The sequence below is a fragment of the Cryobacterium sp. Y57 genome, from assembly GCF_002929505.1.
Taxonomy (GTDB): domain Bacteria; phylum Actinomycetota; class Actinomycetes; order Actinomycetales; family Microbacteriaceae; genus Cryobacterium.
Window position 1 is genome coordinate 1 of record NZ_PJJL01000038.1, and the last position, 21,884, is coordinate 21,884.

The following is a 21,884-nucleotide window of genomic DNA, read 5'->3' on the forward strand; positions in this document are numbered from 1 at the left end:
TCCGATCCGCGGTAGCCTCGAAATGCCCGGAAATACGCCGGACAATAACACTTGTGTTGCGTCGACTCTCAGAATCCGCCCTGCCCGTTGAGGATTCGCGCTCAGGTGCCTTTAACGCGACAGAGTTTCGACCGTTCAAACCGTCTCGTAAACCTAGAGATGCAAGGCTTCTCACGCTCCACCCCTTGCGTCCACTACGCTCATCGGAATCTCGCGGGCAGCGATTCTCATAACTACGTCTCATAACCTGACGCTCGAATTCCCGTACTCACCGATAGTTATGAGACACCTCAGAAGCAGAGCGATGAACTGATCGGCTACGCGCCCGTTCAGGACGAAACGAAGCGAACATTTAGACGGTGGTGTCACCAGCGCGTTGGATTGCCCGGTAGACCGTGGATCTGGCGACGCTGAAGAGTTCTGCGATCTGCGCGGTAGTGTGTTCGCCCCGCTGATAAACCTCGACCAGGTGCTTCTCCTGAACCGGAGACAACTTGGGTTGCTTGCCGCGGAGCCGACCGGCCGCTTTGGCGACCTGCATCCCTTCGCGAGTGCGAGCTCGTATGAGGTCGGCTTCGAATTCAGCGACCATCGCGAGCACATTGAAGAGGAGCCTTCCGACCGGGTCGGTGGGGTCATGAACGGAACCGCCGATACTGAGCTTCACTTCACGAAGGGTGAGGTCGTCGACGATGTCTTTCGCATCGCGAAGCGAGCGTGCCAGCCGGTCGAGCTTGGTCACAACGAGAATGTCGCCGGCTCGGCATGCGGCTAGCGCTTCGCGAAGACCTGGCCGGGCCCGGTTCGTTCCGGTCAGGCCTTGATCGGTGAACGTCTTCTGCCGTGAGACACCGAGGGCGGTGAGGGCGTTCTTTTGGGCGGTGAGGTCTTGGTCGTTGGTGGATACGCGTGCGTAGCCGATAAGCATTCCGGTCATGCAGGAGTGTACCGTTTATCCCCCCGTCACCGGGCATTTTCTCAGGCGGGGCATACGGGAATCAGGTGCTCCCGGAACTATGCGGATCACCGTCGGCGTTCCGTGAGCGTTCGGGTGTCCCGGTCACCGTCCGGCTTACGGGCACCGCAAAACCTTTTCTTCTTGGACAGACGGTGCCGTGTTGCTACGTGCGGCAAAGTTGGTGGCCAACGGCTCGTTGGACGTTCCCCTTGCGGATCCGTGACAAGGCGAAGGCGGGCAGGAATTGCAGTAGAGTCGGCGCAGGATGAAAAGCAGGATGGCACTGACGAGGTCTATCGGCATTTCTCTGATCGTGGTCGGTGCTATCGCTGCTCTCTGCGTAGTCGCCTTGGTTTGGTTGTCCGCCACGTACGGCGGACTCGATTACAAGTGCCTCGTTGAAGGACCACGGCGGGTGTCCGCCCCTTTCGCGGTCACGTCGGAAGCCGTGCGGGTGCATGGATCTTTCTCCTGGTGGCCGTTAGGGCGAGCCTGTAACTGGCAGCGTGCAGACGGTCAAGGCTTTGTGATGGCCGGCCCCGGCTGGACCACCACGATCACATTCCTCGTGTGTGCCGCCGTTGCATCCGTTGGTGGAGTCCTCATCGCCATCGGAAATGCGCGTTCGCGCTCCTTGGCCGCAGCGGGACGCCAAGGCATTCCCGGCTAGGCGTCCCGCAAGACGTTCCCATGCGGGACGACAGCAAGAGTCGGTGTCGGTATGGATGAAGTCTGCAGACGAGTCCGGAAAATGACACCTTCGTGACAATATCGCCATTCCTGGCCTGGTTCAAAAGGTCATTCCGGAACGTTTCGCCACCCATGGATTTCGACACACGGAGGGTACGAGACAAGAGTGTAATGTCCACTGTCGTGATGTTTCCCGCGAGACGAATCTTGTGCGGGGGATTTGATAAGTGTCCTGAGATCTTGGCCGTATGGCCGCCGTGCAGTTCAGATAGATCGGTGCCGAGGTGTTCGGTTGAGTAATGCAAGGCTGCGGCCATAGGCTGTGGCTAACCGAGGAGGCCATCGGGAAATCAATCTTGGTCTCTACGTTCTCGGCCCGCCGCTTCAACTCAATTATCTGATGCGGGCCGGGACCAAGCTCAAGAGAGGAACCTGGCAGTGGATATTGTGAACGCATTTGCTGGGGCGGTGCTCTTACTGGTCGTCTTTGTTCTCGCGCTGTATGCGGTGCTCCTGGCGTCCAAACTATTCAGATATTGGCGACTGACTCGCTCTGCAGATCGGGTACGGAGCAGGCAAGAGCTTTCCGACGCGCGGATTCGCGATTCGCTCCGGGGCGCTGGATTCAAGGAATCAGAAATCGAAGACGCTATCCGTAACTCCGAAAGTGCCCCGCCACCGACAGCTCAGTAATGAGACGCTGACGAAACCGTTATGCGCTAGGTGATCCCGCGCGTGCTCTGCTTCAACACCAGAGGCGAGCCGAGATGCCTCGTGGTCCTGTGCTATCTAGAAATGCTGGGGATTCATGAGGCCTCCGGATTCGCGCGCCGCGATTCCGTCTTGGTTCGATACGAGCCCATCGATCCTTGATGAGGGATTCACGAATGGAAAACAGCGCCGAACTGGCACAGCCGCTGAAGCGTCCCGGAGAGGGTTCGGCTTACGGGACGTCATACGGGGAGGACAAGGCATTGTTCGTGGCGGACCGGAAATACCTACGCCTATTTCGTCCGTTTTATAGTGCGGTGTGATCTGTTACCCGGTGGAGGCTTGGGCACACGAGTCATCCTGCGCTGTTTGACCGGTGAGTCCGTCCAACGCTTGAACGGTCGGCTGCGGGGCGGGGACGACGCTTTCGGTCGTCGCCGGCGTTGACGTTTCGACCGGCACTGGTGAATCCGGCGTTGGTGCCGCTGTTGGCGTTGTTCCGGGGAGGGTGAAGGGTTCATCGGTGGCGAGTTTGGTGAACATGTCGGCGGCCACCGCTTTCAGGGGAACGACCTTGCCGGGGAAGTTGGAGTCTCCGGTCGTGCCGGGATACTGCACGAACAGCAACCGATCCAGGTCGATGTCTTGGAGGGCCAGGGCCATCGATACCATGGTGTCAATATTGGCGAGGGACGTCGAGAGCTTAATATTGGTGGCCGCAGCGGTGGCGAGGTTGATCAGGGTCGGAATGCTCGTGAGTGTTCCGTTGCCCTGCACCGTGCGCATGAGTGAGGCCATGTAGATCTGTTGTGAGGAAATCCGTGCCAGGTCGCTTTGGTCGCCGACGCCTTTCCGGCTGCGCAAAAACGCCAGTGCGGTGTCCCCGGCGACGACGCTCGTGCCCGCGGGCAGATACAGGCCTGCAAAGTCGTCGTTGATGGGTGCAGTCAGGCAGATGGGCACTCCGCCGATAGCGTCGCTCATTTGGACGACCCCGTCGAACGAGATAAGTCCGGCATACGGGATGGTCAGTCCCGTCAGCTCGGACACGGTCTTGACCACACACGGTAGCCCGCCCCGGGACATGGCCTCATTGATGGGGCGGGCGGCCATCGCCGAAAACTCGGCACCGCTCTCGCCATCCGTGCATGCCGGGTGCGGCACGATAAGGTCGCGGGGGATGCTTACGACGACAGCGTTGCTGTGGTCTGCGGACACGTGCACGAGAATGTTCACATCGTTGAGGGTGCCGTCGCGGTCGCCGTAGGCCGCGCTCTGAGTTGCATCGTTGTCGACGCCGACCATGAGAATGTTAAAGCCGTTTTCGTAGCTTTCGAGCTGTGGCACGAGCGCTGCCGTGTCGCCACCGGTGATGTCGATGGCGTTGTCGTCGACCGTCTTGCTGAAGCTCCACACCGCAACAGCAGCCACGGCTGAGGTGCTGACTACGGCAACGGTCAGCACGGCCGCCACCAGTTTGAGGGCGGTCGCGTACGGATTCGAGCGCTTTAATCGCCCATGACGTGCGATCCCGACCATCCGTTTGCTTCGCCTGCTCGCGTCGACCACACAGCCCCGTCCCCTTGCGTCCGATCTATGACCGAACCATCTCTTTGCATCACACTCTTTGTATCACGACCGATCATGCCTGCCTTGTAGGCATTCCCGTGCGAGCATCGTGACTACGTCGTCAGTGACGACCCGTCGCGCTGCTCGAGTTGTGTCAGCATTTCTGTCACGAACGGTGTGATGTCGACCGACTGGGTGGTGGGGGCATCGATTGTTTCGGGTCGGATGGGTGGAATGGGTGTTGCGCTGTCGGTCATGATGTCCTTCCGAGAGTCAAGTTCTCGTGAGCTTCGACGTGTGGCACGGTTTGCCTTTCACCGACGGGTCAGCGCGGCGACCACAGTGGCAGCCGAGCCGCTGATGACGGCGACTCGTCAGTGCTTGTTGTCGTTCCCCATGACGTGGACGGCGTAGCCCCAGCATCCCGCGTCGTCCCAGTGGTAGTCGGCTCCAGCTCCGATGTCACCATCGAGGGCGAGTCGGGCGGCTGCCTGCTCGGAGGCAGGAAGCTCGTTCACCCACATCACTGAAAATTCACCACTCTCTCTTTCCCAGAATGGTTCGAAGGTGTGCACGTATCCCTTGTCTTTCATACAGGCCGCCGTAATCGTCTGCGTTTCCATCCACTCGCGCCCGTTGGCCTGTTCATCGAGGGTCATTGCCATGAACGCGTCGGATAACAGCGGATCGACGATGTCGGACGGTTCGATTGAGTCCGCTTCCGACGCTTCCGACGCTTCCGACGATGTTGGGGCCCCCGTTGGCGCGGGGATAATCGCGTCGGCAGGAACGACTGCCGCGGCGGGGACGTCGCTTTGTGCCGCGCGTGTGGCCGGACGGTCCGAGTCGGCGGGGTTGAGTGTAGCCGCCGCGCCCATCCCGAAGACCGTCAGCGAGAGGGCGAGGAGCGCAGCGCCGACCACACCGATGCCGAGTGCGAGTTTCTTCTTCATCGAGCGATCTCTCCAATAGTTTTGAGTCGGGTGCTGGTGTCGGCAGGGGTGGTCCGGTGTTCCGGCCACCACCAGATCGCTGCCGCAGTGAAGAACAAGCCGAGCCCGACAATGAGGCTGCTGCTGGCAAGCTCCCACCCTGGCATCGTGAATGTCAGGGCTCCCACGGTGACGCTGAGGGAATAGAGCTGGAAGAGCCCAAAGTGAACGAGTCCAAAACTCGGAAGCACCATAACGAGCGCGCCCCCGACACGAGTGCGCGGGCGAAGCAACAACACCAGCCCACAGCCAGCGAGGGCAGTGAACGCTGCGATTGTGAGGGCGGTCGCGGAGCCAGGTCGAATCTGCTCCGCTATCGTGCTGAGTACAATTCGGGTGAGTACGAACAATCCCCAGCCCAGCACGGCAGAAGCCGCAATCAAAACCAGCGACGATACGGCTTCCTCGATCCGCAGTCGGCGAAAGCGGGTCGGGTCTGCCAAGGCGACTTTTCTCCGCTGTGCGTGGCGCCAGGTCAGGTCGGCCGGCGCACCCCGCAGCGCACGGCTGAGAATCTGGCGAGCGGCCACGCGGGGCCTAGTTTCCGATTCGTCGGCCCAGATCGCGTGCTCGTAAAGGTCCGAGGCAAGTTCGTCTCGCCGCGTGGCAGCGACCTCGACATCAACTTCGCGGGTGTACCACGAGCACCAGCGAGAGACACGGTATACGGCGTGATGATAGGAATTGGACGTCAAGATACTCATGCGAAAGTTACCCCTGCCTGTGCAATGCGGGGCACGCTTGCCGCGGTGCGGTTGGTTTCAGCCTGGGCTTTGACGAGGGCACGTGAACCTTCCGCCGTGACCGTGTAAAGCCGGCGACGAGGCCTTCCCTCGGATTCGGCGCTGGCCGGGTCTTCCCAGCTGGCATCGAGGATGCCCGATTCAGTCATCCGAGATAGCGCTTTGTAGAGGGTGCCGTGCGACGTCAGCGCGGAACCATCGCGCGAGGAGAGATGCCTTGCCAAGGCGAAGCCATAAAAACTGCCCTCGCTCGTTTGGAGCGCGAACCCGCTTTCTAGGATGTCAACCTCGATCGGAAAAAGTGTGCCGGGTCGTCTGCGTGCCATACGTCCCACTATAGGAAGATAGCTTCCGATAATCAAACCCCGTCCGCCTGGCCTATGCCCGAACGTCCCGTAAGAGGTTCCTATACGCTACTTCCCCGAACCTCGGCAGATTGGCACCGAATCCGCGTCGGTGGACGTCCGGCAGACCTGCGCCCGACTCGCCCGCAGCCACGCTGGTCTTAGGGTGAAGCCATGGCTCGCATCCGAAGCACCGCGCTCGTTCTCTCAATGGTCTCGCTTTTCCTGTTGGGCGTGACCGGCTGCGCTTCACAGTCCACCGGCACGCTCACCGAGTGGTCGAGTATCTCCGACACGATCGCGGGCTCCATCCAGCCCACCTTCGACGCGTTCGAGGGGACGTGGGATGTGCAGCGCGCCGCTCCCCCGGAGTCCGCCTGCTGGACCGAGTCCGATGCCTGGACGGGTAACCCCCACTGGGAGAAAAGGTCAGACGGCTACGAAGTCGCCTTTTTCGCAAAGAACTCCTGGTTCGATATGGACGAGGTCCCGTGGACTACCGCTGAACGCTACGCGCGGGTCTGGACGTCAACCTTCCCTGCCACCAGCTTCGACCCGGATTATGATTTGTTCACCTACGGGGCCCAAGTCGCTGGACTGGGTGACAGCGACCAATTGCGGGTGACGGGTGGGTTCGACGGCGACAACTGGATATACCTCGTAGAGGTGTCGTGCGACACCCCTGGGTTCCGGGCTCCAGCGCCGGAGGTATCGATCGAGCCCTTCGCGCACCCGTAGGCACCCGCGTCAGGTCAGAACGTGGATAGCAACGGGATCCCAAACTGACGTCGGACGCCCGTTCAGCGTTCGGCTTACGGGCGCTCAGGATCCGGTTGTGACGACTGGACCGTGGGGAGGTCGTGATGGGGGAAGATGATATTGTGGACCACAAAACACCCATCGACCTAGCTACCTGGCCGCGTCGGGAACATTTCGACCATTATCAAACCCGTGTTCCGTGCACTTACAGCGTGACGGTCCAGCTTGATGTGACCCGTTTTGTAGCCGCGTTGCGGGATGCCGGCAGAAAAATCTATCCGGCACAAATCTGGGCGATCGCCTCCGTCGTGAACAATCACGAAGAATTTCGGATGGCTGTCGACAAGGAGGGCCACCCGTCAATTTGGAATGTCGTACATCCGACGTTCACTGTGTTGAATCCCGACCGCGAGACCTTCGCCAGCGTCTGGGCCGACTATAACCAGGATTTCTCACAGTTCTATGACCAGGCGGTGGCGTTGCTGTCTAGGCATCGAACAGCGACCAGGATGTTTCCTCAAGGCGACGTGCCAGAGAACATCTTCGACATCTCAAGTCTGCCCTGGCTGTCGTTCAGTGGATTCGAGCTGAACATCGCCCATGGACACGACCATTACCTACCTATCTTCACTCTCGGTAAGTACGTCGAGCAAGCGGGGCAAGTGACGCTCCCGTTCGCCCTGCAGATCCATCACGCTGCCGCGGACGGGTTCCATGCCGCTCGCTTCATCAATGAGCTTCAAGACGTTTTCGACTCCAGCGCAAACTGGCTCGCATAATTTCAGACACCACTTCCTGCAAAAGGTTCGGCTGCCGGGCGGAAATGCGAGCCAGCCCGGGCAACCCAGGCGGATCGATGCTCACATCATTCGTTATCAGTCGGGTTCTGTAACCAACCATGCCACCCAGTTAATATTGACTCATGATCACCAGCGGGACCGTAGAAACCCGACACCTCTCTCTGCGGCCCGTCATCGAAGAGGATGCCGGCTCAGTGTGGCTCTTGCACTCGGATGCGCGCACGAATAAATACAACCCAGCCGGCCCGATGACCGACCGTAAAACCCAGGGTTTGGTGAAGTTGTCCGGTGAAGGATGCACATTCGTCCTTATCGCCCGTCAGACAGCGTCCGCGAGACGAACGTGTTCGTCGGCGAGGGTGATGACCCAACCGGTGAAGCTCTCGTCGCCCTCCTCGAATACCGGGTATCCCGTTCGATTCGCGTGACCGTGCTCATCTGGCACGGATGCCGCCCCCCACGCAATCCGGCACTCCGGCCGACGAGTGGCGGCGGTCCTCTCCAGTCGTTCCAGCGTCGCTGTTCCCGCGGCCGGCGCCCAGCCCCGCGATTTTCGGGTCAACCTGACATAAACCGCGTCGATGGAGACGATGACCCCCGAGATCGTCGCAGTTTTGCGCCCACCGCTCCCGACCTGGGCGAAGCGATCGAAGACCCACTCGATTTCGTCCAACTCGGTGCCGTAGAAGTTCGGGGTGATCGTGACCGCGAGTCGCTCCAGCCGATCCCGTACAACGAGCACTTCACCGTATTCTGCCAGCTCGGAGGCGGTGCACAACACGTCAAGCATCCCCCCATCATGCACCGCGCTGGGATTAATGCTGAACAGACCACCGATGGACGCCAAAATTCCAATCACACCGCTCGGCCCTACGGCGCGGCGGGGTGACGGTGCACGTTCAACAGCGCGGTAAGAATGCGCGGATGCGTGCGGCTTACGTGCATCCGCGCAGCCTGCCTGAATCCCGATCCCGATCGGTGGATTGACGGCAAGGCCGCCGCCGCACGTCCCGTAGAGGGTTCGCCTTTCGGGCGCGCAGGTCCACAAACTGAGATGCGCTCTGCGCTACTTGAGGCGCGCAACTCGTAGCAGGGTGCTCACTGCCGCAGCGCGCCCCAGGATCGATATCCCAAAGGTGTCGTCGAGGTCGCGGCCGCCGAGTATCAACGCCTTCCAGGATTGCGTGCTGGACCGAACCGCAGCATCGACGTCGACACCAGTAGTCGCACGTCGTTCGATTGTCGTTTTCGTCGAGGTGCAGTGCGCCACGTAGTCCACTGTGTCTGTTGACGGGAGACGCGAGTCCGACAGGTGAAGTACCACCGTGCATGCTGCGGTACCGGGTGCGATGGGGCGAGCGTGAGCGCGCATAGCGAGGATCAAGGCATCGGGGCTCATGTCCGCCTGCCACGGAAATGCCGGAGATTGTATGGCCCACATGGAGAGTGCCGTGTTAACGGGTTCGAGTTGGTAACCCCACGGCGTCAACTCGTATGCCTCGCCAGTCCCTGGTGCGGGGATTTGGTGGCGCTGAACGATTCCGGATGCTTCAAGGCCGTGAAGGCGCTGGGTGAGGACTGCTGGACTTACACCGATCACGTCCCGCTGGATGGTTGAGAACCGCTTCGGTCCGAGCAATAGTTCCCGCACGACGATCATTGCCCAGCGCTCCCCGATCAGATCGAGCGCGTGCGCCGCAGCACACCCATCGTTATAGGAACCATAAGTTCTTCGTCGAGCCACTGTGCCATGATACTACTAAAACAGTATCATCAACTTTGGAAACAGAAGTGGGACTGTATGGACTGGAACGATGAACGACAATGGTTCGCGATTAGCCAGGAACGTGAACGGCTGGCCTCTGACCTCAGCGCGCTTGCCGAGCACCAGTGGCGGATGCAATCAGAGTGCTCTGCATGGACGGTCGAAGAAACGCTCGCGCATCTCACCGCCGCCGCCTCCATCGGGAGATGGCGATGGCTGCGCAGCATGTCGGGTGCGAGGTTCAATGCCGAGCTGCACAATCGCCGCCGACTTGACGAACACCTCGGCGACACCCCGGCTGAGACCCTTCAACGCTTCAGAGCTGTGATCACCAACCGCGTTGAACCCTCCCGTGCGACGTGGGCGTGGCTGGGCGAGGTCATCGTGCACGGCGCTGACATCCGAACAGCTCTGGGTATCCCAACGACACCAGACGTCGACACCGTGACCTTCGTTGCAGAGAACTACGCGGCCAAAGACTTTGCTGTACCGTCCTGCACCACGGCGCGCGAGCTCCACCTGATTGCGACGGATTCTCCCTTTCGATACGGCAGTGGTCCCGAAGTAACTGGCCCTGTTCTCGACATCGTCATGGTGATGGCGGGACGGGACGCCCACCTGCAGCACCTCAACGGGCCGGGCGTACCCATCCTCCAGGAACGACTCCGCAATGGTTGACCAGCGCTGGAACCATACCCTCCTCGGCGCGCAGGTCCCGTACCCAGAGATTGATTGGAATCATTATGAGCAAGCAACCCGGACCCATTGATGTCACCTTCACCGGCCAAATCGGGACACAAATCAAAGGCGACGTGTGGTCCTGCGTAGAAGTGCCCAATTCTGTCGAACTATTCGGCACCGGCAAAGCAATCAGAGTGACCGGCAGGGTGGATGACGAACCTGTATCGATCGCACTGATGCCCACCGGTTCAGGTGGGCACATGCTCTCGATCAGCGCCAAGTTAAGGAAGCAGCTCGGCAAGAACGTAGGGCAGAACGTCACGGTTCACCTATCTGAACGCCTCACCTGAACCAGCAGTTACCCCCGCGACTCTCAAAACCCGCGCTGTACGACGCAGGCCCCTACGGGGACGCCGCGGAATGCGTCACTCGCTGTCGTACCTGCGCTCAATGGTTGCAAGAGAGCCCCGAGCGAGTACGCGGGAGAACTTCCCAGCACCGTGCCTGGCCCCAAGTGAAGCGCACCGCCCCGTGTCCCGTAGGGCGTTCCTCTTCCGGACCGTGATTTACGCGGCAATTTCGGCCAACCGATAGCTTGAACAAATGGATAAGGTACAGCTCCGCACGGAACGGCTCATTCTGAGGGCTCCGGCACTGATTGACGTTGAGGCCATCACGGCGGCTTGTCAGGATCCGGAGATCCAGCGGCGAGTGCCGATTCCGGTTCCGTATACGCGGATGGAGGCTGAAGGGTACGTCACCGCGTACTCCGACTTCGGTTGGGTAAGCGGTAAGAGTTGCACGTGGGCCATCACGATCGCCGATGAGTTCGCGGGCGCAATCAGCCTCGATAGCATCGGTTCTGACCAAGCGACGATCGGCTACTGGATGGCAGCCCCGTTTCGCGGCCGCGGCCTGCTCACCGAGGCTGCTCAAGCCGTCGTCGAGTTCGGATTCGGCAGCTCGCCCGAAGGATTGGGCCTGGTTCGCATCGAGTGGCACGCCTATGCGGGCAATGTCGCATCCGCTCGCGTTGCTCGTCGTGTCGGTTTTCAATTTGAGGGGACACTTCGGCTCGGTGCTATGGGACGGCATGCCAGAGAAGACGATTGGGTCGCGGGCATCCTCGTTGGAGACAGGCAGAAATCACCGGTCTGGACGATCCTTTCTTGACCGCGTTCTGTCCCGCACGACGTTCCCTCATCGGGAACGGACCCAGAGCCAGCGATCGCAGGGGGCTAAGAGGCCCACTCTTCGGAGACGATCTGCATCGATGCTGTTGCACGGTATGCCTCGATGTCATCGGCGGCGAGAAGGGCGGTGATCAGCTCTTCGGTTCCTGAGACATAGACGCTGGCGCCGTAGAGGTCGTTCCCGACTGCCCACACACCTTCCGCGGGCATCCACCACTGAGCACTTCTGCCGCCGGCCATCCCATCGAAGGGCTCCCCGCCGTCGGCGAGGTCGCCGGCGAGAATGAGCATTTCACGATCGGGCAGGATCGTGATGCTTGCCGTGTCTCGTAGGTCATCGCGCATGCCGGTGTACCCTTCCCAGACGAGGAAGAAACACTCGGTGGGTGCGGAGGTGTGTGCTCGGAGAAGCCGCGCGAGCGTTGCGGCCACGGCGGGTTCGATGGTACCGATTGTGGGATTTACTTCCCGCTCGCCGTCGTTGAGGTCGGTCCACTTCGTAGTTGCGTCCACCTCGGACTGTTCCGCAGCAAAGGTCCACCAGACGAGCGGTTGACCGTCATCGTCGTGCATGGGATTCATCACACGCGCATATGAGCGGTGCCCACGAGGCAGGTAGTCACCCACGGTCATCGATCCACCCTGGAGAGAGGGCAGCTCAGCGATGACGTGCGGGACGAGGCCAATCGGATTCAATGCCATCTCCGCACCCTATCGAGTAATCGAGGTCAGCCCGATGACGTTCTGTCGGGATAGAAGTCTCCCTTGCGGGTCGCCCCAAGCCATCGCGGCGGGGCTATCCCGACGGCTTCGGGAAATGCAGAGGATCAAACTCGGCGCAACATCCCCGCCGTCCCTCTGGTCACGAGTTGTTGCGTTGCCGACAACGAGACTGGTCGGGCCACCAAAGGTGCGAGAAACGGAAGTCATCTGGTCCCGCTGAGGGTTCGGCTTGCGGGCGTCTGGGTGCGTCGATCGGTTGCGCCGGGAGTAGTGACCAAATCGTGCGATGGCCGTCCGTCTCAAGAGGGATTTTCTTGGTCGACCGATTCAGCCTTGAGGCGGAGGTCGAGTTTGGCGGGGATCTTTAGACTGTGTGCAGGCGGATCTTGATCCGCCTGCTTTTCAACTCACTAGGGATCCGAGCCCTGCTGCTTCGTGATCCTGTACTAGCCAGAAATACTGAGGATCTTCATGCTCAAGCTGAGCGGCCGGTCAAACCGGATCACGGAATCCAAGTTTTCGGCTGAGGCTCACTTGGAGGCTCGAGGTGTCGGTCGGACGATCCATGACCTCGTGCTTCTTTCGCCCACGGACGTGACGTTGACCCCTGGTCGGTGTCTGGCCGTACTTGGCCAGAACGGTGCGGGCAAGACAACGTTGCTGCGCATCCTTGCGGGCAAGCAGCAGCCCAGCGAAGGCGAAGCGACCATGGGAGGTCGCGTAATCGACGAACGCGATACGTTCATTCGTCGCAGTATCGCTTCGCTGATCGGAGTCCCGGCTTTCTACCCGGACCTCACTGTCGGCGAGCAGCTGGCGTTGATCAACGCAACGTGGGGCGTGCCGAAGGGCAAGTCCGAAACGATAGTTGCGTCATCCCTTGAGAGCTTCGGTATTGCGAACTTGAGACAGCGATTTGTGCATGAGCTCTCCTCCGGACAAACGCAGATGTTCTATCTGGCCGCCACATTCATTCGCCCCTCTCGGGTGCTGATCCTTGACGAGCCAGAACAACGGCTCGATCCGAGTCGTAAGGATGCATTGGTGGAGGCAGTGCTTCGAGCACAAAGCGGCGGGGCCGCGATCGTGTTCACGAGCCACGACTCGTCGCTCGTCGACCGGCTGGCTAATGCCACCGTCGATCTCGGCGCGGCATGACTGTCCTGCAGGATCGAAAGTACTTAGCGAATACCCGCGCAGTTCTTCGAGGCAGGACGGGCCGGCCAACAACAACGGACAACGCGTACAAAATCTACGAAACGGTCCTGGTCTTACTGATCGTCATTATTCCTTCGGCGCGGGCGGTCATGGTGGGGCTTGCAGTCCCCGAGGTTGCCGTCGCTATTGCTGAAAGCCTCACGCTGACGAGTATGACTTTGGCACTGCTTGTGCTTGCCGTCGCCGTTGTCGTCTTGGGACGAATTCGCGGGCCGGTAGTACCTCCCGCCGCCTACATCGACTTGGTCGTGGCAAGTCCCCTTTCCCGCAGCGTGACCCTACGACGGGCATACGGTCGTGGCCGCCTCGCGTTCGTCCTGCTCGCACTGTTCGGGGCGGCGCTTTTGGCCGGTGGGGCCCTCCTCGCTGGGCCGATCGACATGCTCGGTGTCGGGCTGTTTCTCGTGTCGGCCGTTCTATGCGCCTGGCAGATTGCGTTGCTCTGGCTTGTCGGTCAGCTGTCCCTGCCCGCACGGCGGGTGACCATTGCCGTTCTTCTCACGGGTTTGGCAGTAATCGTACTTCTCGCAGCTTTTCCAACGACGAACAGCATCATCGGCTGGTTGGGTCCCTGGGGGTGGGTGGCTCACGTCTGGCAGGCCACCCATGAAGGTGTCGGGCTCGCAACATGGCTTGCGCTCAGTGCTCTCATTCTTGGCCTCGGCGCTACACGATGGACTGCGCGCCTTCTCGACTCCCTCTCTCACGAGGACCTTCAGTCGCAAGCCCAACGCTGGGGGACGGTTGCCGCACTGGTTGTGTCAGGCGACGTAAAGTCGGCGATGAACAAGCTGAAGGCCTACCCAAAAATAGGTCGACGCTGGCAGGTCACTTTTCCGCAGTCCCCGGCTCTGGCGATCGTTGTTCGGGACCTGGTCGGCCTCGCCCGGTTTCCGGTTCGAGCAGTGTTCTGGGCCATCATGTCTGTGGCCTCGGGTGCTTTGCTTGCATACACTTTCATTCCCGTCTCTGGAGGCGCGCTTCTCGCCATCGCTGCACCAATTCTGATGTACTTTGCCGTCGGAGGTTGGGCCGAAGGACTCCGGTTTCACGCTGCGACTGTAGGAGCGTCATCCCCATCGGGGATGAGTCCGGCACGACAAGCGCTGACGCATCTCATCGTGCCGACGATCGCCGCCGAGATTCTGATTCTCTCCGGCACCGTTCTGGTAGCGGTCTTAGTGCCTGCACTCAACATCGGAACCATCGCGCTGTGGGCAACGGCTCTGGTGGCGTTTCTGGTCGTGATGCAGAGCTTCTCGGCTTTCAAAGGCATGCTTCCGATCGAGCTGCTCACCCCCATGCCAACTCCGATCGGGGATCTCGCACCGCTAAATGTGGCCATGTGGCTAGCCGATGCAGTTACTGTCGTGCTCCTCGTGGCGGGAGTGCTGACATCGCTTGTGATCGTCGCACCCTCACCCGTCACGTTGCTAGTCCTGCTCGCAGGTGCAGGTGCTCTGATGGCGTGGTGGTCATGGAGTCGTTTCCGCAGACTGGTCCGCCCCTAAGCTTGAACTGCACCCCATCGCTCACCGCAACGGTTGACCGGCTCGCCCATCGCACGCCCTGCCCGCAGACCGTTCGTCTTGCGGGGTGAGCGCGGTTGGCCTGGGCCTGCGATGGCACCACAAACTGGACCCTTGATCGGGGCCTTTTGCGGTGGTGCTGATCCTTGCACGCCGATCGTGGGCATTTGTGCGCTGGTGATCCATGGGGCTAGCCTGAGGCCATGTTTACACTCGCAACTATCCAGACGGGCATCATCGGAAACGTCGCCACGAGCGGTTATGTTCTGGGCGGTCTCGTAGTCCTCGGTCTTGTTGGGGTCCTCTTTCTTGGGTTGCGCCTCTTTCGAGGAAAGACAAACCACGGCCAAACAAAGTAGTTCTCGCGGCAAAATTGATCGTAACGCCGACCGCGCCGACCGGTGGCGGTCAGGTGGCGACCGTTCGCATTAGGCCGGGTGGGTCTGTGCATTCATGATTTACGCGCCGGCTGAGTCGCAGCGTGTGAGTCGGGCCTCGCTGCTACCGTAGCCATCGTTGCGTTCTTGTCGCTTCTGTCGATCGCTGGCGTGTCCGATATAAGTTTCGCAGGAATATCGGTGCTAGCTGCCGTGTCCGACGCGCTCACTTGGGGTGGAATTCGCGCGATCCAGCGCACATCCAAGACGTCACCTTCCGTCACGGAAGTTTGATTCCTCGAACCGCTCTGCGATCCAGCCGACCAATCTCTGACGTCTCCAATGCACATCCGTTAGGTCCAAGAATGACCCGCATGGGGTTCCCCTTGCGGACGGGGGAATCAAGAGATGGGGCTCCGGTCGCCTTCGCAGCACCGACACCGACACGGACAGTACTACCGCGAGCTTCTGACGACATAGCCGTTCGGGAACAAGCTTCTGGATGTCGCTAGCCCCGTGTTGCTTGGCTGGTGCGGGAATTCAACCGGTCGTTGCAACGATGGCTGAATTCGACTTTTCGTCTTCGAAAGACGTCCACTAATCTGACAGCATGTCGAAATCACAGACCAACGCTCCGCCACGCTGGATCCAGCCTCTCGCGATTGTTTACATCGTGGTGGTTCTCGCCATCGGACTGTCTGTCAGTCTGGTTACGGGCGAATGGCTTGCGCTTCTCTGCGCGTTAGGGCTTGCAGTGGTACCGATTGGCGGTAGGGCGTACCGGTTGAGGAACACGAGGTAGCTGCAGTGGCCCAACAGGGCAATACCTCCGCATTGAAGTCGCAGCAGTGCAGCATGAACTGGCCGTTCCCCCTTCCGGGCGTGTCAGTTCAGGTCTCGACGCGGCTGGCTTCACCCGATTGGGTGCCTGCTGAGCGCCCGTCTCGCGAGAAGAACCCCGGGAAGAAGCTTGTTTGCGTTTAGAGACACTTCTTGGCGAAATCCTTCATGCCGGCAGCCAGCCATTCCGGCAAGTTCAGATCGATAGCAGCCACAAGGTCTCGCTGGAACTTCGGCTTGAGGTACAGGTCCGCGAGGCCGGCGTATGCCTCTTCCCCCGGAACATGGCCGTGGTTCCGAAGAAGGAATCGCGCTGTGCGTGCTTCCGGCCCCTGTCCGTAGTGCGCTTGTCGCGGAAGTTAGTCTTCTGTAGCGCGAGTCGTGACACGTCGTCCGCCTCGCGTGCCGGCAGACGCAATTGCGATCACGTCTAATCGGGGAACTCTGGGAGTTCCGGTCGCTTTCGCCATCAGCTCTGCGTTTCTCGCCTCGTCGCTGGTCCGACGTCTCTAGCTAGAGCGCGAACTCTCACGACGCACCGCCTGAAGACGCGCCTGGGCGCTCTCGCGCTTGATCGAATGTCGTTCGTTTCTCGCATGCGGATCGTTTGTCGAGCACCCTGTCTCGTTGAGGGTTCCCCTGTGACACAACGTCGGCGCACTCGGCCGCCAGGTGGTTTGGCCCCAGATCTGTCGCGCTCGACGTCCGCCTTGCGGACTGCACTCCAAGACCATCGGGTGATGGTGCTCACCGGCCGTGAACCGGACTAGGCCCCCTGAATCTGCGACCGCACGAAAGCCCATCCATTCCGGTCGAGCCCTTGAATCTGACGCGAGCATTCAAAGAGCGGCGTGCTGCGTCCGTTCAAGTTCAGACGGGGAGTCATGGATCGCCTGAGGCTTGACTGTGGCTGCTCGCCGCCTGCTTGCTCGAAAAGCGACGAGACACAGCAGCGCTGCGCCGTGGGCCGTGGGCCCCCACCAATAGATGTTCATGACGAATCCGGATTCGAACTGCATTCCGATGCCGACAATGCCCAGCGTTGCGGCCAGGACCGCGCTGACGCTCACTAATATTGCCCATGCGGTGCGACTGCCGCGCCACACGCCGAACAAGATCACTGCATGGGGGATCAGCCAGAGGAGAGACCATAGGCGTCCTCGCCGCCAAAGTATCCAACAGCTGTCAGCAGAACCGCAATCGCAAACCATGTTGTTGCGCCTACGCGCGTGACGCTTTCCCACAGGCCCACCATGCACCCACCCTATCGCCGGACGTCCGCAAAGGGTTCCCCTTAAGGGTCGTAAAGACACACAGAAGTCACGTCCTGCCGGGTCGAAGCCACAGGTGAGGTTCGGATGCTGTCGGCCCACAATTGTCACATCACCGGAATGGACTGGTCTGCCCGGCGCGGATCAGAGGCGCCGAGTGCGTGAGCACCTCGTGACGTAAGGCAGGGCGATCTCGTCTCTCCCCCGCAGGGCAGGATGAGAGTCCAGTAGTTCACGAACTTGGTGCAGGAGTGATGCTCGTGCGTCGCCGGTCCAGGTGATGACGTAGCTCCGAGATGCCACGAGATCCATCAGCGCCGTGGGCGTGAGCACGTGCTCCCGCAAGAAATCCGCACGAACAATCGGTGCGAATTTTCCACCGACATCGGGACCGTCGCTGTTCATGTCCAACTCGATCCCTTGGTGCATGAGTCGACCCAGCTGAGCGACCCAGTCCTCACGCTCGTCGCGAATGTTCCAGAGCAGACCGAGATTTCCGCCGGGACGGAGAACGCGTGCGATCTCGGGGCCGGCTCGTTCAACATCAACCCAGTGCCAGGCTTGCGCTACCAGAACGGTGTCGACGGCGCCGGGGGTCAGAGGAACATCCTCGGCTCGGCCGTCGAGCACTGAGACGTGCGGCAACCGCCGCGACAGCTCCTTGCGCATGCCTGCTGACGGCTCGACGGCGACCACGTCGAGGCCCCTCTCGACGAGCTGGCGAGTAAGCTGACCGGTGCCTGCGCCCAAATCGAGAACCTGTCGCGCGTCGTGCGGCAGCACCCACTCGACAGCCTCAGACGGGTAAGACGGACGCCCTCTTTCGTACTCAGCGGCGGCCGCGCCAAAGGAACCCGCCTGGACGTTTCGAGCATGACTGCTTGCCATGACGTAAGCCTTGCACGGCCGGCCTGGTCATGCTTCCATGACCCGCGCTGACTTTTACGAGCGCCACCTGCGGTATATCGGCTCGTTCGAGACGACCGCACAGAAATCGACTTAGCGACTACATCTATTGACATTCGATAGATAGCTATTGATACTCGATAGATGAGCTCGAATATGCCTCGAACCTCGCATGCGGTGACGGTAGCGACCTGGATGTCGCTCGGCCTCCTAGCCGTCGTCGTCGTTGTCGGCGGAATCCTGCTGTTTCCCGTTTCTGCTTCCCTCGCTCGCGATAATCCTGAATTTGCTGATCTACAAACGCCACTTCTCGCGCTGGCCTTGGCTATCGGCGTCTGCGCAGAGGCAGTGCTCGGCGCGACGGCCCTATTGGTCGGGTACATCCATCAGGACCGGATCTTCGATCGTGCCGCGGCACGAGCGGTCGACCTGCTGATCCTGACGGTCATCGTCTCGACTATCCTGACCGCGTCTCTCCTGCCTTTCATTCCGGGCCCGCCGCCACTGGCGCTGTTGATATTCGGCGGCGTCCTGCTGGGAATCACGCTGTCTCTCGTTCTCAGCGTTCTCCGGTCACTGTTGCGCCGCGCGGTCCTCATGCAGGTCGAACTCGACGAGGTCGTGTAGTGGCCGTACGGATCCTCATCGACCGCCTGCTGGTTGAACGCGGCATGTCCGTCGGCGACTTCGCGGCGGCGATTGGCATCACCCCAGCCAACGTCGCCGTCCTCAAAAACGGGCGTGCTCGCGCTATCCGGTTTTCCACCCTCGACGCAATATGCCGAGTCCTGCATTGTCAGCCCGGCGACATCCTGGTCTGGGATGACGGGCCCGCAAACTCTTAAACTCCCAGCATCGCCCCGTAAAGGGTTCCGCTTACGGGCGATGTGTGGATAACAATTCTGAGGCGGATAGTCGGCCGGTGGTGATCGCTCGCGTGCCCGTCATGGGAGCTCCCGGGTAGCCGAGGGATATGGCGTGGTGTGGGCGCCATCCGTTTTCCACTCGGAGCAAAGTTGCTGCCTTCGTTACGTTGGTCTCCGGGTAGATCGTTGCCAGGCAGCTCCCGAGGCCCAAGGCGGTCGCGGTGAGAATGACCGTTTGGCTGACTTTACCGAGATCGAACTCCGTATCCTGAAAGCCGTTGTTGGCCGAGAGGAGAACGAGGGCGCACGGCGCGGACGCTAGGTGCTGCGCGTAGGCTCCCAACGCGCCGAGTTTTTCGAGGTGCTCTTTGTCACAGACGGCGATAAAGCGCCACGGCTGCCGATTTCTGGCTGAGCCAGTCCACCGGGCGACCTCAATAATTTGTGTCAACTCTTCCAACGGCACCGGACGATCAGTGAATGAACGCACAGCCGGACGTGCGTTCAGTGTTCGAACCAAATCCAAGGCTTCCATTGCATCAGCCTTCCATGCCCGGTGATGAAGCATTCTTGCTCACCAAGGTCGTGCTGGCTTCACGAAGACTAGCCCACGAACCGACAGGGGTTCCTCGTGCGGAATTCGCTTCTCGTGACTTGGTCCTGCTCTACCGGTGAGATGTTCTGAAGAATTGACCCGCACGCGGTTGGACGTTTGGGGCCCATCCGGACATGTCCTTGGGTGAGGACAATACATTTGGTTGAGGGGGTGCGTTGATGAATGAATTAGACGATTTGCTCGATGACAGCGCTCCGGCGGTGAGGGTGGACAGTCCCGGAGTTGAGCGCGAGCTTTACGCGCTCAGCGTTGCGGCGGAAGCGTCGAAGCGAAGGTCTCCGCGCAATCGCAGGGGACGATATGGGACGCTAATCGCTGCTCTTGTGCTTTTCGCGGGTGGTGCGACGGCCGCAGTGGCCGCACCTGTGCTACTTCAGTGGACGACGACGTGGACTCCGGATGCGACGTCGGTGGTTCACGTGACATCGGACACATCTTGCGAAATGCGGTTCAAGGTCGGCGGGTCGGATCGAGCGGGCACGGTTGCTGCCCGTGCGTACATTGCGTCGCTTGATCTGGGAACAACGTCCGTCGACGACGCGGTTGAATACGCGGAGGCTCGAGGTATCCCCCTCGCCGGCCGGACCCTCGCAGAAGAGCGGGCGGCGGCAGTATCCGCATTTGTCGCGTCCTCGACGAACGCCGCGATCGTCCGCGACGGCTTTCCCGACTCGACGTTGACCATTGATGAAGAAACATACTGCTTCAAGAACGACAGCCGATGAACACTCCACGTTCTCATCGTACGGGCCAGCGTGACGCCTTGATGCGGTCGGTGGTTGAGGAAAATGCGCGAGATCTACTCACCTATTTTGCGCGTCGCGCGACCGTACTCGATGATGCGGCTGACTTGGTCAGTGAGACGATGCTGACGGCGTGGCGCCGAGTTCGTGATCTCCCCGTCGATCCACAAGGTGCACGGATGTGGTTGTTTGGGATAGCCCGCCGTGTCTTGGCCAACTACCACAGGGGCCAGCGACGCGGTGATGCCCTTGCCGAACGCCTGCGTCTCGAGCTGGCCGTGGCGCAAACCGCGCGCGGATATCTCGCGTCGAACGAGCAGACGGAGATCCGCGCCGCAGTCGCGCAACTACCGCCAAAACTGCGGGAAATCACGGCGTTGGTGCATTGGGAAGGCTTCACCCTGACCGAAGCGGCGCAGATCATCGGCATCCCGGCATCCACTGCCCGCGGCCGATACGCGACCGCTCGAGCGGCCCTTCGCGACCTGCTCAAGGTCGATGCCGTCGCTGAGCGCCGGGGCTTCTAGCTTGCCACCACGTTTCCTGATACCGAGGCCAACATGACGTTTTCGCTATGGCCGTAAAGAAAAGGAGGTCGTTGATGCAGAAGAAACTGCTCGTCGCGTCGCTAATGGGGAGCCTAGCGCTGATAGCTCTGGTCGGTTGTAGTGCGCAACCTACCCCGCAGCCTGATTCGAGCCACGAGTCAGTGGGGGCCGCCCTGACGCCCGATGAGGAGTACGTACGCGCGGTCGCCTCCTGCCTGAACGAAGATGGCTGGGACGTGGTTTATGACCCTCGCGATAATTCTTTGTCAGCGAATCCTGCCCAGCCAGATGCCTACGATGCCGCTTATGAGGAGTGCGCAGCGCCTCTGCGCGGAGAGATCCGCGAAATCTCCTCCTGGACGACCGAGGAGTGGGCTTCGCTCTACGAGCAGGAGGGCGACACGGCACTGTGCCTCCGCGAGCATGGGGTGAACGTGCCCGAGCTGCCCACGCTACAAAGCTACATCGACCGCTACACAACAGAGGACAGTTGGACCGCCTACAGGGCGATTGGCGCCGTCGGGCAAAGCGAGATGTACGGCTACCTGCGGGACTGCCCGCAACCTACGCTATGAGTTCCTCCGTAGAGAAGGCCCCTGCGCACCTCTGCGGACCGCTGCGCTCGCGCGCAGCACCAAACGTTAACCGGGCTTCATTAGTGTCAATACATGATTTGCATGAGGGATCAGCATTCTTTGGGGGGACTAGATGCTTGTTAGTACAAGGCCGCGCACGGCGCGGATAGGGCTCCTGTGGCCTTGCCCCGTTGAGTGGACACCTCACAAGAGAGAATGTTCACATGGGAAAGACACGCAGGGAGTTCACTCAACGGGGGCAAGGCCAGTTCCATGCGGAGCTGCACAAGACATATGCATCCGAGTCCTTCTGACCCTCAGAAGTTGTCCCGGTCAGGGTTCGGCTTGCGGAACTCCGAACGGATCCGCAGATTGACGGTCGCTTCAACCGATCGCAGGTGACTCCGCATTAGGCGCTCGTCAACGAAGTCTGGTGATGCGTGCAAGTTCCTTCTTGAGGATCTCGG

General features: G+C 60.6%; 26 protein-coding genes. 14 read left to right on the forward strand and 12 right to left on the reverse strand.

The features are described from left to right. Positions 1 to 352 precede the first annotated feature (352 nt). Positions 353 to 937, reverse strand: a complete 585-nt coding sequence (locus CXY72_RS00990; protein ID WP_104125869.1) for a recombinase family protein — start codon at positions 935 to 937, stop codon at positions 353 to 355. 298 nt (positions 938 to 1,235) lie between these two features. Here CXY72_RS00990 and CXY72_RS00995 point away from each other — a divergent pair, with 298 nt between their 5' ends. Next, positions 1,236 to 1,628 carry a hypothetical protein gene (locus tag CXY72_RS00995; RefSeq protein ID WP_104125870.1) on the forward strand — a complete coding sequence of 131 codons (393 nt, stop codon included), beginning with the start codon at positions 1,236 to 1,238 and terminating at the stop codon, positions 1,626 to 1,628. 1,058 nt (positions 1,629 to 2,686) lie between these two features. Here the strand turns inward: CXY72_RS00995 and CXY72_RS01005 are convergent. The 5 genes from CXY72_RS01005 to CXY72_RS01020 form a co-directional block, all read right to left on the reverse strand. After that, positions 2,687 to 3,898 (reverse strand): LCP family protein, encoded by a 1,212-nt coding sequence (locus CXY72_RS01005; RefSeq protein ID WP_104125872.1) that lies wholly within the window; start codon positions 3,896 to 3,898, stop codon positions 2,687 to 2,689. 143 nt (positions 3,899 to 4,041) lie between these two features. Next, positions 4,042 to 4,185, reverse strand: coding sequence for a hypothetical protein (locus CXY72_RS19415; RefSeq protein WP_158252419.1), 144 nt, complete (start codon positions 4,183 to 4,185; stop codon positions 4,042 to 4,044). Between the two features lie 117 nt (positions 4,186 to 4,302). Then, positions 4,303 to 4,881 (reverse strand): hypothetical protein, encoded by a 579-nt coding sequence (locus CXY72_RS01010; protein WP_104125873.1) that lies wholly within the window; start codon positions 4,879 to 4,881, stop codon positions 4,303 to 4,305. After that, on the reverse strand, positions 4,878 to 5,624 hold the full coding sequence (locus CXY72_RS01015; RefSeq protein ID WP_104125874.1) for a hypothetical protein: 747 nt from the start codon (positions 5,622 to 5,624) through the stop codon (positions 4,878 to 4,880). Before CXY72_RS01015 ends, CXY72_RS01010 begins: the two co-directional genes overlap by 4 nt. Then, positions 5,621 to 5,989: a PadR family transcriptional regulator gene (locus tag CXY72_RS01020; protein WP_104125875.1), complete on the reverse strand. Its 369-nt coding sequence runs from the start codon at positions 5,987 to 5,989 to the stop codon at positions 5,621 to 5,623. The genes CXY72_RS01015 and CXY72_RS01020 overlap by 4 nt, the downstream gene beginning before the upstream one ends. Before the next feature lie 192 nt (positions 5,990 to 6,181). Between CXY72_RS01020 and CXY72_RS01025 the strand changes: the two genes are divergently transcribed. Together CXY72_RS01025 and catA are read left to right on the forward strand one after the other, a co-directional pair. Then, complete coding sequence (locus tag CXY72_RS01025; protein WP_104125876.1) at positions 6,182 to 6,745, forward strand: hypothetical protein; 564 nt, start codon at positions 6,182 to 6,184, stop codon at positions 6,743 to 6,745. Between the two features lie 125 nt (positions 6,746 to 6,870). After that, on the forward strand, positions 6,871 to 7,545 hold the full coding sequence (gene catA / locus CXY72_RS01030) for a type A chloramphenicol O-acetyltransferase (protein ID WP_104125877.1): 675 nt from the start codon (positions 6,871 to 6,873) through the stop codon (positions 7,543 to 7,545). A 340-nt stretch (positions 7,546 to 7,885) separates the two neighbouring features. Here catA and CXY72_RS01035 read toward each other — a convergent pair whose 3' ends face one another. Both CXY72_RS01035 and CXY72_RS01040 read right to left on the reverse strand, forming a co-directional pair. After that, complete coding sequence (locus CXY72_RS01035) at positions 7,886 to 8,356, reverse strand: hypothetical protein (protein ID WP_146071000.1); 471 nt, start codon at positions 8,354 to 8,356, stop codon at positions 7,886 to 7,888. Between the two features lie 276 nt (positions 8,357 to 8,632). After that, entirely contained in the window at positions 8,633 to 9,310 is a 678-nt protein-coding gene (locus CXY72_RS01040) for a helix-turn-helix domain-containing protein (protein ID WP_233197580.1), read from the reverse strand. A 57-nt stretch (positions 9,311 to 9,367) separates the two neighbouring features. Between CXY72_RS01040 and CXY72_RS01045 the strand changes: the two genes are divergently transcribed. The 3 genes from CXY72_RS01045 to CXY72_RS01055 all read left to right on the forward strand — a co-directional run bounded on the left by CXY72_RS01045 (position 9,368) and on the right by CXY72_RS01055 (position 11,185). Then, complete coding sequence (locus CXY72_RS01045) at positions 9,368 to 10,009, forward strand: maleylpyruvate isomerase family mycothiol-dependent enzyme (RefSeq protein ID WP_104125880.1); 642 nt, start codon at positions 9,368 to 9,370, stop codon at positions 10,007 to 10,009. A 65-nt stretch (positions 10,010 to 10,074) separates the two neighbouring features. Next, a complete protein-coding gene (locus CXY72_RS01050) occupies positions 10,075 to 10,362 on the forward strand; it encodes a DUF1905 domain-containing protein (RefSeq protein WP_104125881.1) in 288 nt (95 codons plus the stop codon). A 253-nt stretch (positions 10,363 to 10,615) separates the two neighbouring features. Continuing rightward, a complete protein-coding gene (locus CXY72_RS01055) occupies positions 10,616 to 11,185 on the forward strand; it encodes a GNAT family N-acetyltransferase (protein WP_104125882.1) in 570 nt (189 codons plus the stop codon). 65 nt (positions 11,186 to 11,250) lie between these two features. Here CXY72_RS01055 and CXY72_RS01060 read toward each other — a convergent pair whose 3' ends face one another. Beyond that, positions 11,251 to 11,907: a hypothetical protein gene (locus CXY72_RS01060; protein ID WP_104125883.1), complete on the reverse strand. Its 657-nt coding sequence runs from the start codon at positions 11,905 to 11,907 to the stop codon at positions 11,251 to 11,253. A 615-nt stretch (positions 11,908 to 12,522) separates the two neighbouring features. Here CXY72_RS01060 and CXY72_RS01065 point away from each other — a divergent pair. The 3 genes from CXY72_RS01065 (at position 12,523) to CXY72_RS19420 (ending at position 15,034) form a co-directional block, all read left to right on the forward strand. Continuing rightward, positions 12,523 to 13,086 (forward strand): ABC transporter ATP-binding protein, encoded by a 564-nt coding sequence (locus CXY72_RS01065; RefSeq protein ID WP_233197581.1) that lies wholly within the window; start codon positions 12,523 to 12,525, stop codon positions 13,084 to 13,086. Continuing rightward, positions 13,083 to 14,657 (forward strand): hypothetical protein, encoded by a 1,575-nt coding sequence (locus tag CXY72_RS01070; protein WP_104125885.1) that lies wholly within the window; start codon positions 13,083 to 13,085, stop codon positions 14,655 to 14,657. Before CXY72_RS01065 ends, CXY72_RS01070 begins: the two co-directional genes overlap by 4 nt. A gap of 221 nt (positions 14,658 to 14,878) precedes the next feature. After that, positions 14,879 to 15,034, forward strand: a complete 156-nt coding sequence (locus CXY72_RS19420; RefSeq protein WP_158252420.1) for a hypothetical protein — start codon at positions 14,879 to 14,881, stop codon at positions 15,032 to 15,034. 1,697 nt (positions 15,035 to 16,731) lie between these two features. On the opposite strand, the gene CXY72_RS01075 is transcribed toward CXY72_RS19420, so the two are convergent. Then, a complete protein-coding gene (locus CXY72_RS01075) occupies positions 16,732 to 16,962 on the reverse strand; it encodes a hypothetical protein (protein WP_146071001.1) in 231 nt (76 codons plus the stop codon). A 345-nt stretch (positions 16,963 to 17,307) separates the two neighbouring features. After that, on the reverse strand, positions 17,308 to 18,051 hold the full coding sequence (locus CXY72_RS01080) for a class I SAM-dependent methyltransferase (protein WP_104125887.1): 744 nt from the start codon (positions 18,049 to 18,051) through the stop codon (positions 17,308 to 17,310). Between the two features lie 162 nt (positions 18,052 to 18,213). Here CXY72_RS01080 and CXY72_RS01085 point away from each other — a divergent pair, with 162 nt between their 5' ends. Both CXY72_RS01085 and CXY72_RS01090 read left to right on the forward strand, forming a co-directional pair. Further along, positions 18,214 to 18,696 carry a DUF2975 domain-containing protein gene (locus CXY72_RS01085; protein WP_104125888.1) on the forward strand — a complete coding sequence of 161 codons (483 nt, stop codon included), beginning with the start codon at positions 18,214 to 18,216 and terminating at the stop codon, positions 18,694 to 18,696. Next, entirely contained in the window at positions 18,696 to 18,914 is a 219-nt protein-coding gene (locus tag CXY72_RS01090) for a helix-turn-helix transcriptional regulator (protein ID WP_104125889.1), read from the forward strand. The genes CXY72_RS01085 and CXY72_RS01090 overlap by 1 nt, the downstream gene beginning before the upstream one ends. 31 nt (positions 18,915 to 18,945) lie before the next feature. On the opposite strand, the gene CXY72_RS01095 is transcribed toward CXY72_RS01090, so the two are convergent. Further along, positions 18,946 to 19,503 carry a nitroreductase family protein gene (locus CXY72_RS01095; RefSeq protein WP_104125890.1) on the reverse strand — a complete coding sequence of 186 codons (558 nt, stop codon included), beginning with the start codon at positions 19,501 to 19,503 and terminating at the stop codon, positions 18,946 to 18,948. A gap of 467 nt (positions 19,504 to 19,970) precedes the next feature. Between CXY72_RS01095 and CXY72_RS01100 the strand changes: the two genes are divergently transcribed. The 3 genes from CXY72_RS01100 (at position 19,971) to CXY72_RS01110 (ending at position 21,417) form a co-directional block, all read left to right on the forward strand. Continuing rightward, positions 19,971 to 20,276, forward strand: a complete 306-nt coding sequence (locus CXY72_RS01100; protein ID WP_146071002.1) for a hypothetical protein — start codon at positions 19,971 to 19,973, stop codon at positions 20,274 to 20,276. Between the two features lie 41 nt (positions 20,277 to 20,317). Further along, the gene (locus tag CXY72_RS01105; protein ID WP_233197583.1) at positions 20,318 to 20,821 is read left to right on the forward strand and encodes an RNA polymerase sigma factor; all 504 of its coding nucleotides are present in this window, start codon (positions 20,318 to 20,320) and stop codon (positions 20,819 to 20,821) included. A 74-nt stretch (positions 20,822 to 20,895) separates the two neighbouring features. Next, complete coding sequence (locus CXY72_RS01110; RefSeq protein ID WP_104125893.1) at positions 20,896 to 21,417, forward strand: hypothetical protein; 522 nt, start codon at positions 20,896 to 20,898, stop codon at positions 21,415 to 21,417. Positions 21,418 to 21,884: the final 467 nt, after the last annotated feature.